17 protein-coding genes are annotated in these 12,804 nt (G+C 63.1%); 8 read left to right on the forward strand and 9 right to left on the reverse strand.

All coding sequences use genetic code 11. The annotated features are described in order from the left end of the window. Positions 1-8: 8 nt before the first annotated feature. The 8 genes from ABTV87_RS25900 to nrdR all read right to left on the reverse strand — a co-directional run bounded on the left by ABTV87_RS25900 (position 9) and on the right by nrdR (position 5,994). The gene (locus ABTV87_RS25900; protein ID WP_007910933.1) at positions 9-512 is read right to left on the reverse strand and encodes a phosphatidylglycerophosphatase A family protein; all 504 of its coding nucleotides are present in this window, start codon (positions 510-512) and stop codon (positions 9-11) included. Continuing rightward, the gene (gene thiL, locus ABTV87_RS25905; protein ID WP_085609112.1) at positions 509-1,474 is read right to left on the reverse strand and encodes a thiamine-phosphate kinase; all 966 of its coding nucleotides are present in this window, start codon (positions 1,472-1,474) and stop codon (positions 509-511) included. Before thiL ends, ABTV87_RS25900 begins: the two co-directional genes overlap by 4 nt. Before the next feature lie 27 nt (positions 1,475-1,501). Next, a complete protein-coding gene (nusB, locus tag ABTV87_RS25910; RefSeq protein WP_007955566.1) occupies positions 1,502-2,002 on the reverse strand; it encodes a transcription antitermination factor NusB in 501 nt (166 codons plus the stop codon). Then, on the reverse strand, positions 1,999-2,475 hold the full coding sequence (gene ribH, locus ABTV87_RS25915) for a 6,7-dimethyl-8-ribityllumazine synthase (RefSeq protein ID WP_003228649.1): 477 nt from the start codon (positions 2,473-2,475) through the stop codon (positions 1,999-2,001). The genes nusB and ribH overlap by 4 nt, the downstream gene beginning before the upstream one ends. Positions 2,476-2,566: 91 nt before the next feature. Next, positions 2,567-3,658, reverse strand: a complete 1,092-nt coding sequence (ribBA, locus tag ABTV87_RS25920; protein ID WP_065259547.1) for a bifunctional 3,4-dihydroxy-2-butanone-4-phosphate synthase/GTP cyclohydrolase II — start codon at positions 3,656-3,658, stop codon at positions 2,567-2,569. A 16-nt stretch (positions 3,659-3,674) separates the two neighbouring features. Then, positions 3,675-4,352, reverse strand: coding sequence for a riboflavin synthase (locus ABTV87_RS25925; protein ID WP_085609113.1), 678 nt, complete (start codon positions 4,350-4,352; stop codon positions 3,675-3,677). A 47-nt stretch (positions 4,353-4,399) separates the two neighbouring features. Next, complete coding sequence (gene ribD, locus ABTV87_RS25930; protein ID WP_085609114.1) at positions 4,400-5,533, reverse strand: bifunctional diaminohydroxyphosphoribosylaminopyrimidine deaminase/5-amino-6-(5-phosphoribosylamino)uracil reductase RibD; 1,134 nt, start codon at positions 5,531-5,533, stop codon at positions 4,400-4,402. After that, positions 5,530-5,994, reverse strand: coding sequence for a transcriptional regulator NrdR (gene nrdR, locus ABTV87_RS25935; RefSeq protein WP_003228656.1), 465 nt, complete (start codon positions 5,992-5,994; stop codon positions 5,530-5,532). The genes ribD and nrdR overlap by 4 nt, the downstream gene beginning before the upstream one ends. A gap of 128 nt (positions 5,995-6,122) precedes the next feature. On the opposite strand from nrdR, the gene ABTV87_RS25940 reads away from it, so the two are divergent. From ABTV87_RS25940 to trxA, 3 genes are read left to right on the forward strand one after another with little or no spacing between them, the layout of a single operon-like run. Further along, positions 6,123-6,587, forward strand: a complete 465-nt coding sequence (locus tag ABTV87_RS25940) for a YbaY family lipoprotein (protein WP_085609144.1) — start codon at positions 6,123-6,125, stop codon at positions 6,585-6,587. After that, on the forward strand, positions 6,584-7,240 hold the full coding sequence (locus tag ABTV87_RS25945) for a class I SAM-dependent methyltransferase (RefSeq protein ID WP_085609115.1): 657 nt from the start codon (positions 6,584-6,586) through the stop codon (positions 7,238-7,240). Before ABTV87_RS25940 ends, ABTV87_RS25945 begins: the two co-directional genes overlap by 4 nt. A 39-nt stretch (positions 7,241-7,279) precedes the next feature. After that, positions 7,280-8,152, forward strand: coding sequence for a thioredoxin (trxA, locus tag ABTV87_RS25950; RefSeq protein WP_007955581.1), 873 nt, complete (start codon positions 7,280-7,282; stop codon positions 8,150-8,152). A gap of 4 nt (positions 8,153-8,156) precedes the next feature. On the opposite strand, the gene ABTV87_RS25955 is transcribed toward trxA, so the two are convergent. Next, positions 8,157-8,519 (reverse strand): hypothetical protein, encoded by a 363-nt coding sequence (locus tag ABTV87_RS25955; protein ID WP_085609116.1) that lies wholly within the window; start codon positions 8,517-8,519, stop codon positions 8,157-8,159. 135 nt (positions 8,520-8,654) lie between these two features. Here ABTV87_RS25955 and ABTV87_RS25960 point away from each other — a divergent pair, with 135 nt between their 5' ends. The 5 genes from ABTV87_RS25960 (at position 8,655) to ABTV87_RS25980 (ending at position 12,691) form a co-directional block, all read left to right on the forward strand. Continuing rightward, positions 8,655-9,248: a DUF2796 domain-containing protein gene (locus tag ABTV87_RS25960; RefSeq protein ID WP_221535140.1), complete on the forward strand. Its 594-nt coding sequence runs from the start codon at positions 8,655-8,657 to the stop codon at positions 9,246-9,248. Positions 9,249-9,262: 14 nt separating this feature from the next. Next, complete coding sequence (locus tag ABTV87_RS25965; RefSeq protein ID WP_007955587.1) at positions 9,263-9,973, forward strand: ABC transporter ATP-binding protein; 711 nt, start codon at positions 9,263-9,265, stop codon at positions 9,971-9,973. A 1-nt stretch (position 9,974) separates the two neighbouring features. After that, entirely contained in the window at positions 9,975-11,240 is a 1,266-nt protein-coding gene (locus tag ABTV87_RS25970) for an ABC transporter permease (protein WP_433898581.1), read from the forward strand. A gap of 11 nt (positions 11,241-11,251) precedes the next feature. After that, positions 11,252-11,770 (forward strand): DUF3299 domain-containing protein, encoded by a 519-nt coding sequence (locus ABTV87_RS25975; RefSeq protein ID WP_085688098.1) that lies wholly within the window; start codon positions 11,252-11,254, stop codon positions 11,768-11,770. Positions 11,771-11,992: 222 nt separating this feature from the next. After that, positions 11,993-12,691 carry an OmpW/AlkL family protein gene (locus ABTV87_RS25980; protein ID WP_007955593.1) on the forward strand — a complete coding sequence of 233 codons (699 nt, stop codon included), beginning with the start codon at positions 11,993-11,995 and terminating at the stop codon, positions 12,689-12,691. The last annotated feature ends 113 nt before the right edge of the window (positions 12,692-12,804 follow it).

Consider the following 12,804-nt stretch of genomic DNA (forward strand, 5'->3'; position numbering starts at 1 on the left):
CCTGGAAATCAGGCGAAAATCCACACCAGTCCCTGCATTGCCAGCCAGGCGAACACGCCGGCCAGCACGTCGTCGAGCATGATGCCGACGCCGCCGTGAACATGCCGGTCGATCCAGCGGATCGGCCACGGCTTGAGAATGTCGAAGAAGCGGAATACCAGGAACCCGGCGAGCAACCAGTACCAGCCTTCCGGCACCAGCCACAGGGTGATCCACATCCCGACCATTTCGTCCCAGACGATGCCTTCGTGGTCGTGCACCCGCAGGTCGTCGGCCACTTTGCCGCACAGCCAGAAGCCGAACAGCATGGTGATCCCGAGCATCAGCCAGTAACCCCAGTCGGGCAGCATCTGCCACAACGGGATAAAGGGTAGCGCAACTAACGAGCCCCAGGTGCCCGGCGCCTTGGGCAAGGTGCCCGAGCCGAAGCCGAACGCGAGGAAATGCCAGGGATTGCGCCAGACCGACGGCGGAACGAATTCGGCCGGAACCTGTTTCGGGTGATCTGTCACGGTGACTCCTGAAAATGTTGATAACCCCGGATTTGCGGGGTGATGTCGTGCCCGTCGCGATCCAGCAGCACCACGCCCTGCCCTTGCGTAACGCGGCCGATCACATGGGTCGGCCAGCCATCGGCGAGCAGCGCCGGCAACTCGACGGACGGCAGGGTGAAGGCCAGCACGTAATCATCGCCACCGCTCAACGCCGCACGCTCGGCGCCGCGCTGACCGAGAAACGCCACCAGCGCCTCCGACAGCGGAACACGCTCGCGCTCGACTTCGAGGCGAACCTTCGAACCCAGTGCGATGTGACCGCAATCGGCGAGCAGGCCATCGGAGATGTCCAGCGCCGAGGTGGCCTTGCCACGCAGGGCCTGACCGAGGGCGAGTTGCGGTTGCGGCGACCAGTAATGATCGAGCAGCGGCTGGGCGATATGGGGTTCGGCGTCACGCTGGCCCAGCACCAGCGGCAAAGCGCCGGCGGCATTGCCCAGTTCGCCGCCGACACACAGCAGATCGCCCGGTTGTGCGCCGCTGCGGGTCAACGCTTTGCCGGCCGGGACGCGGCCGAACACGGTGACGGTCAGGCTCAACGGCCCGCGCGTCGTATCGCCGCCGACCAGTGCCACGCCGCAGCCCTGCGCCATGCGGTTCAAACCGCGGGCATAGGCTTGCAGCCAATCGGCAGTCACCGTCGGCAGAGTCAGGGCAAGGGTAAAGGCGACGGGCGTGGCGCCCATGGCAGCGAGGTCGCTGACCGCCACGGCCAGCGAGCGCTGACCGAGCAGAAACGGATCGCAAGGATCGGCGAAATGCACGCCGGCCACCAGCGTATCGGTGGAAACCGCCAGCTGTTCCCCGGAAGGAACCGCCAGCAAGGCGCAGTCATCGCCGATCCCCAGTGCAACGCCTTCACCGCCCTGCGCACAAGGCGCGGCGGCGAAGAAATTGCGGATCAGCTCAAACTCGCCCATGGCCGAGAAAAAGTATTCAAGCGCGGATCAGCGCTTGAACGCCTTCACTTCAGCTTCACGCAGGCGCGGAGCCAGCTTGTCGAGCACGCCGTTGACGAACTTGTGGCCGTCGGTCGAACCGAACACTTTGGCCAGTTCGATACCTTCGTTGATCACAACGCGGTACGGCACGTCGACGCGCTTGAGCAGTTCCCAGGTCGACAGGCGCAGAACCGCCAGTTCAACCGGGTCCAGCTCTTCGATCGCCAGGTCCAGGCAAGGCGTGAGCGCGTTGTCGATTTCGGTCTTGAACTGCGGAACCCCGTGCAGGATTTCGCGGAAGTAAGCACCGTCGACATCGGTGAAATCGTTATCGACCCGGAACTGCGCTTCGATCTCGTTCAACGACTGCCGAGCCATGTGCCACTGATACAGGGCCTGGGTCGCGAGCTGACGGGCTTCGCGGCGCTTGGCGCTTTTCGATGGCTTGCCGGCATCCGCAGGTTTCGGATCGCGCGGGTTGAAACGATCGCTTTCGTCGCTAATCACTTGGCCTCCAACTGCGCCAGCAGGCTGACCATTTCCAGAGCGGACAGGGCAGCTTCAGCACCTTTGTTGCCGGCCTTGGTGCCGGAACGTTCGATGGCTTGCTCGATGGAATCAACGGTCAGGACGCCGAAAGCGACCGGTACGCCGAACTCCATGGACACCTGGGCCAGGCCCTTGGTGCACTCGCCAGCCACGTATTCGAAGTGCGGAGTACCGCCACGAATGACCGCGCCCAGGGCGATGATTGCTGCGAACTCGCCTTTCTGGGCGACTTTCTGCGCAACCAGCGGGATTTCGAAGGCGCCAGGTGCGCGGATGATGGTGATGTCGCTTTCGCTCACGCCGTGGCGAACCAGGGCATCAACTGCACCGCTGACCAGGCTTTCAACCACGAAGCTGTTGAAGCGGCCCACTACCAAAGCGTAGCGGCCTTTAGGGGCGATGAAGGTACCTTCGATGGTCTTCAGGGTCATTCGTCAGATCTCTTAAAGAGCCGGGACGCGTCTGTTTCGCGTCCCTCAGTGATTTATTTGCCGCGAATTCGGAGCCGGAAACAACCGGTCATTATTCGGAGGGCACGTATTCTACAACTTCCAGATCGAAACCGGATATCGCATTGAACTTCATCGGCGCAGACATCAAGCGCATTTTGCGCACGCCGAGGTCACGCAGGATCTGCGAACCGGCACCGACAATGCTGTAGGTGGTCGGTTTTTTCACCGCCGCCTGATCGCCGGTTTCGCGGATGTGCGCCAGCAACACGTCGCCATCCAGCGGGTGACCGAGCAACAGCACCACACCGCTGCCGGCCTCGGCGACCGCAGCCATGGCGGCGCGCAGGCTCCAGCGGCCCGGTTGCTTGACCATCAGCAGGTCGCGCAGCGGGTCCATGTTGTGCACGCGAACCAGAGTCGGTTCTTCGGCGCAAACGGTGCCCAGGGTCAGTGCCATGTGCACGTCGCCTTCCACGGAATCACGATAGGTCACCAGGTTGAATTGGCCCAGTTCGCTGTCCAGCGGCTGCTCGGCAATCCGCTGAACGGTACGTTCGTGGATCATCCGGTAGTGAATCAGGTCGGCGATGGTGCCGATCTTGATGTTGTGTTCAGCCGCGAAAGCTTCCAGCTCGGCGCGACGGGACATGGTGCCGTCATCGTTCATCACTTCGCAGATCACGCCACTCGGCTCGAAACCGGCCATGCGCGCCAGGTCGCAGGCAGCTTCGGTGTGACCGGCGCGGGCCAGGGTGCCACCGGCCTGGGCCATCAGCGGGAAAATGTGGCCCGGGCTGACGATGTCTTCGGCTTTCGCGTCCTTCGCAGCGGCCGCTTGCACGGTGCGTGCGCGGTCAGCGGCGGAGATGCCGGTGGTCACGCCTTCGGCGGCTTCGATCGAGACGGTGAACTTGGTGCCGAAACCGGAACCGTTGCGTGGCGCCATCAGCGGCAGCTTCAGGGTTTCGCAGCGCTCGCGGCTCATCGGCATGCAGATCAGGCCACGGGCGTGCTTGGCCATGAAGTTGATGTGCTCGGCCTTGCAGCATTCGGCGGCCATGATCAGGTCGCCTTCGTTCTCGCGGTCTTCGTCATCCATGAGGATGACCATCTTGCCTTGGCGGATGTCTTCAACCAGTTCTTCGATGCTATTGAGCGCCACAAGGCACCCCCTTCAGTCAGGATTTGAGGTAGCCGTTGGCGGCCAGAAAGCTTTCAGTGATGCCACCGCCAGGCTTTTGTGAAGAGTCAGGCTCAGCGGCCCTGTCGCCCAGAAGCAGACGCTCCAGATAACGCGCCAGCAGGTCGACTTCCAGGTTCACCCGGCGACCTGGCTTGTAGGACGCCATGATGGTTTCGCTCAGGGTGTGCGGAATGATCGTCAGCAGGAATTCGGCGCCATCGACCGCGTTCACGGTCAGGCTGGTGCCGTCGACGGTGATCGAGCCTTTATGGGCGATGTACTTGGCCAGCTCCTTCGGCGCGCGGATGCGAAATTCCACGGCGCGGGCATTGTCGCTGCGCGAAACCACTTCGCCGACACCGTCGACGTGACCGCTGACCAGATGGCCACCGAGACGGGTGGTCGGGGTCAGGGCTTTTTCCAGGTTGACCGGGCTGCCGCTTTTCAGGTCATTCATGGCGGTGCAGTCGAGGGTTTCGCGACTGACGTCGGCGGCGAAGCCGTTGCCCGGCAGTTCAACCGCGGTCAGGCACACGCCGTTGACTGCAATGCTGTCGCCGAGTTTGACGTCGCTCAGGTCGAGCTTGCCGGTTTCGACATGCACCCGCACATCACCGCCCTTTGGGGTCAGTGCGCGGATACTGCCGATGGATTCGATGATGCCGGTAAACATGGGGTTCTCCTTGAGAACGAAGCCAGCGCTAACGCGATGGCCGGGAATTATACGCTCGCCGATGGGACAGGGATTGCAGTGACTCGCCAGTCATCGCCAACCGCGCGAATTTCAGTGATTTTCAGCTCCGGCGCATCCTTCATATAGGCCAGCGGCCAGTCCAGAAGCGGACGCGCCGTGGAGCCGAGGAACTTGCCGGCAATGAAGATCACGAACTCGTCGACCAGACCGAGCTGGGCAAACGCGCCGGCCAGTCGCGGACCGGCCTCGACCAGCACTTCGTTGACGCCACGGTTGGCCAGTTCGATCAGCAACTGGTGCAGATCGACCTGACCGTCATCGCCCGGCACGATCAGGCATTCCGGACCGTGGGCGTACTGTTCTTCGATGGCCACGCAGGTGGCGACGAGCGCCGGGCCGGCCTTGAAGAACGGCGCATCCAGCGGCACTCGCAGACGTCCGTCGATCAGCACCCGCAGCGGCGGACGGCTCAGGGCCAGCGCGGTTTGTTCGGCATCCAGTCCCAGCTCATCGCCGCGAACGGTCAGGCGTGCGCCATCGGCCAGCACTGTATCGGCGCCGGTCAGCACGACGCTGGCCTGGGCGCGCAGACGCTGCACCGCCGAACGCGCGGCAGGGCCGGTGATCCATTGGCTCTCGCCGCTTTCCATCGCCGTGCGGCCGTCGAGGCTCATGGCCAACTTGACCCGCACGAACGGCAAGCCGTGTTCCATGCGCTTCAGAAAACCTTGATTGAGCTTGCGCGCCTCAGCTTCCAGCACGCCGCTTTCGGTGGCGATGCCGGCATCGCTCAAGCGCTGCAGACCGCGTCCGGCGACTTGTGGATTCGGATCACGCATCGCCGCGACCACCCGACCGACACCGGCATTCACCAGCGCATCGGCGCACGGCGGTGTGCGGCCGTGGTGGCTGCAAGGTTCGAGGGTCACGTAAGCCGTGGCGCCCCGGACCAGTTCACCGGCGGCGCGCAGGGCGTGGACTTCGGCGTGGGGTTCGCCGGCGCGTTCATGCCAGCCTTCGCCGACAATCTGCCCGTCGCGCACGATCACGCAGCCGACCCGTGGATTGGGGTGCGTCGTGTAATGCCCCTTGCGCGCCAGCTCCAGGGCCCGAGCCATGAAGTGGGCGTCGAGAATGGCCTGCTCGGCGGCGGTGGTCATTCTTTCACCGGTTCGCGGGCGAGGCGGTCGATCTCTTCGCGGAATTCGTTGAGGTCCTGGAAGCGGCGGTACACGGAAGCGAAACGGATGTAGGCGACTTCATCGAGCTTTTGCAGCTCGGCCATCACGAGTTCGCCGACCACGAGAGACTTGACCTCGCGCTCGCCGGTGGCGCGCAGCTTGTGTTTGATATGGACCAGCGAGGATTCGAGGCGCTCGACGCTCACCGGACGTTTCTCCAGGGCGCGTTGCATGCCGGCGCGGAGTTTTTCTTCGTCGAACGGTTGGCGGCTGCCGTCGGTTTTGATCAGGCGCGGCAACACCAGTTCGGCCGTCTCGAACGTCGTGAAACGCTCGCCGCAGGCCAGGCATTCACGCCGGCGGCGCACCTGTTCGCCCTCGGCGACCAGACGCGAGTCGATGACCTTGGTGTCGTTGGCACCGCAGAAGGGACAGTGCATGGTGGCTGGCAACAAAAAAAGGGAGGGCCATGGTAGCGCATCCCGGTGGCAAGACAAGCCATAGGCTTTGCGGTATACAGACTGCCATGATCGTTTGATCCATGGATTTCATTTTGCTGGAGCCGCCAATGTCCCTACGACCGCTCGTTTTGCTCAGTGTTTTCAGCCTGCTGGTGGCCTGTGGCAGCGATGCGCCCAAGCCTCAGCCGCCCACGCCGGGCCCGGCGCCGCAACAGGCGCAGAAAAAAGCCCGCGAAGCCGCCGACCTCGGCCCGCTGCCGGCCTATCAGCGCGAACTGAGCGGCACCCTGCAAGGCGTGCCGGCCGGTGCCGAAGTCGAACTGGCACTGCTGGTGATCGACGCAAAAGACCGCCCGCAACAATTGCTCGCCAGTTCCAGCCTGATCGGCAACAACCAGATTCTGCCGTTTCACCTGCGCTTCAACCCCGAATCCTTCCCGGTGGGCGCGCGGGTTGAACTGCGCGGCCGCGCCAGCCAGTCCGGCCAGTTGATCCTGCACCTGCCATCGCAGACCATCACTCAGCCGACCACCCAGGCGCTGGGCCAGCTGCAATTTGTCAAAGCCCCATGAATGCACCGTCAGACCTGCAACAGTCGCTGGGCGAATTGCTCGGCGACGCTCGACTGAAAGCCTGTGCGTTGCCGGACACCGATTTGCGGCTGTGGCTGATCGACGGCGACAACATGGCGCGCGAATTCAGCCAGGAAGAAACCCAACGAATCCTGCATGAACCGCCGTACTGGAGTTTCTGCTGGGCCAGCGGTCTGGCGGTGGCGCGCTATCTGGCGGAGTTTCCCGAGTGGGTTCGAGGCAAGCGGGTGCTGGATTTCGGCGCCGGTTCCGGGATCGCTGGCATCGCGGCGGTGAAAGCCGGAGCGCTGGAAGTGGTGGCCTGCGACCTCGACCCGCTGGCGATTGCCGCCTGTCGGGCGAATGCCGAACTCAATGATGTGCAGATGAGCTATTCCACGGACTTCTTCGCCGAAGCGGATCGCTTCGATCTGATCCTGGTGGCCGACGTTCTGTACGACCGGGAAAACCTGCCGCTGCTCGACGCCTTCCTGAGCCGTGGCCGCGAAGCGCTGGTGGCGGATTCGCGGGTCCGGGATTTCCGTCATCCGCTGTACCGGCGCATCGAAATGCTTGAAGCCATGACCCTGCCGGATCTGGCCGAGCCCGAAGAGTTTCGCCATGTCAGCCTCTACCATGCGGCCCGCGCCTGACCGTATAGTTGCCCCATTCACGCTTTTACGAGATACCCCATGAGTCAGCAAACGCCGTACATCTTCGACGCCACGACGGCCGACTTCGACCAGTCAGTGATCGAGGCTTCCTTTCAAAAACCGGTGCTGGTGGATTTCTGGGCCGAATGGTGTGCGCCGTGCAAGGCGCTGATGCCGATGCTGCAAGGCATCGCCGAGAGCTATCAGGGCGAGTTGCTGCTGGCCAAGGTCAATTGCGATATCGAGCAGGACATCGTCGCGCGCTTCGGCATCCGCAGCCTGCCGACCGTAGTGCTGTTCAAGGATGGTCAACCGGTGGACGGCTTTGCCGGTGCGCAACCGGAATCCGCCGTGCGCGCCCTGCTCGAACCGCATGTACAGATGCCGGCGCCGTCCGCCGCCGATCCGTTCGAACAGGCTCAGGCACTGTTTGACGAAGGCCGTTACGCCGACGCTGAAGCGACACTGGTTACGCTGCTGGGCGAAGACAACACCAACGCCAAGGCGCTGATCCTCTACGCTCGCTGCCTGACCGAACGCGGTGAGCTGGGCGAAGCGCAAACCGTGCTCGACGCGGTCAAGAGCGACGAGCACAAGGCTGCACTGGCCGGTGCCAAGGCGCAGATCAAGTTCCTTGGTCTGGCCCGCGACCTGCCGGACGCCGCCGACCTGAAGAGCCGTCTGGCGCAAAACCCGCAGGACGACGAAGCGGTGTATCAACTGGCGATCCAGCAACTGGCCCGTCAGCAATACGAAGCGGCGCTGGACGCACTGCTCAAGCTGTTCATCCGCAACCGCAGCTACGGCGAAGGCCTGCCGCACAAGACCTTGCTGCAAGTGTTCGAACTGCTGGGCAACGATCACCCGCTGGTGACCGCTTACCGGCGCAAGGTGTTTGCGGCGCTGTACTAAGCGCCTACTCGACCCAGCTGTAGAGCGGCGTGTCCCCGCCGCTCAGCACTTTCACATCGGATGAATGACGCAGGCGCACCAGCAGGCGCTTGCCCGCCGCCGCGCTGCCGGTCAGCCCTTCGAGCTGATCCAGCAATTCCGGCCCGCTGAGCTGTCCGGCCTTGCGCAACAGATCCCTGGCGACCTGCCACAACGCGTCATCCTGATTCACCGGTTTCGCCACCGGCGCCGCCGCCGCTGCTGCTTGCGGCTGGGCCGTCTGCACCTGCACGCCAAACTGCGCACCGAGCCGCGCCCAGTCGCTTTCATCCAGTTCCAGGGTCAAATCCACCGGCAACTCGCCGACGGTTCCGCGTATCCGCAACATAAGCTTCGCTCCCGCACATTTCTGACCCGCATGCTCCCATGGGACTTGTGTAACGCCAAGCGGGCGGGCAAACTCTGCGCACTTTCGTTATAAGATTACATAACAAACTCTTCACTTTACTTCCCGGAGACCGCCATGCGTCGTCTGCTGCTCGCTTTGCCGTTTGCCCTGTTGCCGCTGGCCATCGCCCAGGCTGCCGATGAGCATGATCACGATCATGAACACGGCAGCCTCGGTGCCCACGAACATGGCGTCGGTCGCCTGAACGCCGCCCTCGACGGCCAGACCCTGGAGCTGGAACTGGAAAGCCCGGCGATGAACCTCGTGGGTTTTGAGCACGTCGCCACCAGCGATGCGGACAAGGCCAAGGTCGCAGCCGCGCGTGCTCAGCTGGAAAAACCGCTGGCGCTGTTCAGTCTGCCGGCCGCCGCCGGTTGCAAGGTCACCAGCCAGGAACTGGAAAGTCCGCTGTTCGGCGACAAGCCGGATGCCGACGACCACGACGAAGAGGAAGCCGGCAAGGACGGTCACGAGCATCATCACGACCACAGCGAAATCCACGCCCACTACCAGTTCAGCTGTGCGGCGCCGGGTGCGTTGAAAACCCTGGATCTGGCGAACCTGTTCAATACCTTCCCGGCCACCCAGAAAATTCAGGTACAACTGATCAGCCCGAGCGGCCAGCAAGGCACGGAAGTGACGGCCAAGGCCGCCGCCCTGAAGTTCTGACACGAAACGGCGCCATGACCCAAGCACTCATCGAACTGTCCGACCTGGGCTTCAACTGGCCCGGTCACCCGCCGCTGCTGGACATCCCGGCGTTTCGCCTGGAAGCCGGCGAAACCCTGTTCCTCAAGGGCCCCAGCGGCAGCGGCAAGACCACCCTGCTCGGCCTGCTCGGCGGGGTGCAGAAACCCGGTCGCGGCAGCATTCGCCTGCTCGGCCAGGAACTGACCGAACTGGGTGCCGGCGCCCGTGATCGCTTTCGGGTCGATCACACCGGCTACATTTTCCAGCAGTTCAACCTGCTGCCGTTTCTCTCGGTGCGCGAGAACGTCGAGCTGCCGTGCCACTTTTCGAAGCTGCGTGCAGAACGTGCGAAGCAGCGTCATGGCAGCGTCGATCAGGCTGCCGCCACCCTGCTCGCCCACCTGGGTTTGAAGGACGAAAGCATCCTGAGTCGCCGCGCCGATTCGCTGTCGATCGGTCAGCAACAGCGGGTCGCCGCAGCGCGCGCATTGATCGGGCAACCGGAACTGGTGATCGCCGACGAACCGACCTCGGCACTGGATTACGACGCCCGGGAAAACTTCATTCGCCTGCTGTTCGCCGAGTGCCGCGAAGCCGGCTCGAGCCTGTTGTTCGTCAGCCACGACCAGAGTCTGGCGCCGCTGTTCGACCGTCACCTGTCCCTGGCCGAACTCAATCGCGCCGCCACGTCTGCCGAGGTCTGAGATGTATCTGTTCCGTCTGGCCATGGCCAGCCTCGCCAACCGGCGTTTCACTGCCCTGCTCACTGCTTTCGCCATCGCGCTTTCCGTCTGCCTGCTGCTGGCGGTTGAGCGGGTGCGCACCGAAGCCAAGGCCAGTTTCGCCAGCACCATCAGCGGCACTGACCTGATCGTCGGCGCCCGTTCCGGTTCGGTGAACCTGCTTCTGTACTCGGTGTTTCGCATCGGCAACGCCACCAACAACATCCGTTGGGACAGCTTCGAACACTTCGCCAGCAACCCCAAGGTGAAGTGGGCGATCCCGATGTCCCTCGGCGACTCCCATCGCGGCTACCGGGTGATGGGCACCACCGAAGCCTATTTCGAGCATTACCAGTACGGTCGCCAGCAGCATCTGGAACTGGCGAACGGACGCGCCTTCGCCACCGATCCGTTCGAAGTGGTGCTCGGTGCCGAAGTGGCCGAGGCGCTGCATTACAAGCTCGGCGACAAACTGGTGCTGGCCCACGGCGTGGCGGCGATCAGTCTGGTCAAGCACGATGACAAACCGTTCACCGTGGTCGGGATTCTCAAGCGCACCGGCACCCCGGTGGACCGCACGCTGCACATCAGCCTCGGCGGCATGGAGGCGATCCACATCGACTGGCACAACGGCGTGCCGGCCCGTGGCAACGGCCGGATCAGCGCCGATCAGGCGCGCAACATGGACTTGACGCCGCAAGCGATCACCGCGTTCATGCTCGGCCTCAACAGCAAGATTTCGACCTTTGCCCTGCAACGGGAGATCAACGAATTCCGCGGCGAGCCGATGCTGGCGATCCTGCCGGGCGTGGCCTTGCAGGAGTTGTGGAGCCTGATGAGCACTGCTGAAAAAGCGTTGTTCGTGGTCTCGCTATTCGTGGTGCTGACCGGGTTGATCGGCATGCTCACGGCGATTCTCACCAGCCTCAACGAACGCCGCCGCGAAATGGCGATCCTGCGTTCGGTGGGCGCGCGGCCGTGGCACATCGCGAGCCTGCTGGTGCTGGAAGCATTTGCTCTGGCGCTGACCGGGGTGATCGTCGGGCTGGCGTTGCTGTACCTCGGCATCGCCGCTGCTCAGGGTTATGTGCAGGCCAATTACGGGCTGTATCTGCCGCTGGCCTGGCCAAGCGAGTATGAATGGACGCTGCTCGGTGGCATTCTGGCTGCCGCGCTGCTGATGGGCAGCGTGCCGGCCTGGCGCGCGTATCGCCAATCTTTGGCCGATGGCCTGTCGATCCGTTTATGAGGATGTTCACCATGCCCCGCGCCGTGCTTGCGCTGCTGTTGCTGGTCGCCCTGCCCGTGTGGGCGGCGGCGCCGAAAGACCTGACCTGGTCGGAGATGATCCCGCCGGACGCGGCGCCGGAAGTGCCGAACATGACGCCGCTGCATGACCTGTCGAAGATGAGCGACGCGCTGTCCGCCGAATCGGCGCCGGCAGCCAAGCAGGACATGCCCAACGCCCCCGTGGTGCAAAGCCTCGATGGCCAGAACATTCGTCTGCCGGGTTACATCGTGCCGCTGGAAGTCAGCGAAGAAGGTCGCACCACGGACTTCCTGCTGGTGCCGTACTTCGGCGCCTGCATCCACGTGCCGCCACCGCCGTCGAACCAGATCGTGCACGTGAAAAGCGAACTCGGCGTGAAGCTCGACGAGCTGTATCAGCCGTACTGGGTGGAGGGGCCATTGCAGGTCAAGCAGTCCACCAGCGAACTGGCCGATGCCGGGTATCAGATGGATGCGGACAAGATTTACGTCTACGAACTGCCGGAGTAACTCCGGTAATTCTGTACTGTTTGGCCCATTGTCTTCGCGAGCAAGCTCGCTCCCACAGTTGACCGAGCTCTAATGTGGGAGCGAGCTTGCTCGCGAAGGGGCCGGCAAAGGTTCCACAAATAAACCCGCCATCACTGTTTCATTGAGCTGAGTCAAAAGACCGTATCAGACGGATTCGTACCATAGGACATCAAACATTTTTAACGTCCTTTGGGAGCTTCCATGAACAAGTCCTTGCTCAGCGCCTCGCTGTTTGCCCTCGCGCTCGCAGCCCCGCTCGCCCACGCCCACGAAGCCGGCGACATCATCGTTCGTGCCGGTGCGATCACCGTCAACCCGAAGGCCGACAGCTCCAGCGTCAAGGTCGATCAGGGTCCGTTGAGCGGCACCAACCTGGGCGGCAAGGCGACCATGAGCAGCGACACCCAACTGGGTCTGAACTTCGCTTACATGCTGACCAACAACATCGGTATCGAGCTGTTGGCCGCGTCCCCGTTCGAACATGACGTGAAGCTCAAAGGCACTGCCCTGCCAGCCGCCAACGGCAAGCTCGGCACTCTGAAACACTTGCCGCCGACCCTGAGCGTCGTCTACTACCCGCTGGACGCCAAATCGGCCTTCCAGCCGTACATCGGCGGCGGCATCAACTACACCTGGATCTACGACGAGCACGTCGGCAGCGAAGCCCAGTCCAACGGCTTCAGCAACTTCAAGGCGAAAAACTCCTGGGGCCTGGCCTGGCAGGTCGGCGCCGACTACATGCTGACCGACAACATCATGCTCAACGCCCAGGTGCGCTACATCGACATCGATACCCGCGCCACCGTCGAGAACAACGCCGTGGCTCCGGGCACTCGCGCAAAAGTGAATGTCGACGTCGATCCATTTGTGTACATGGTCGGTCTGGGCTACAAGTTCTAAGCAGCAATCAAAGAACGTTCACGTGGTGGTGAATGAGGCTTGGTAGCGGGCAGGCTCAGAACTGACGGCGATGTTACGCCATCGACCGGGGAGCAAGCTCCCTCGCTACAGGA

The organism is Pseudomonas sp. PSE1(2024) (assembly GCF_050990555.1).
Lineage (GTDB): Bacteria > Pseudomonadota > Gammaproteobacteria > Pseudomonadales > Pseudomonadaceae > Aquipseudomonas > Aquipseudomonas aphyarum.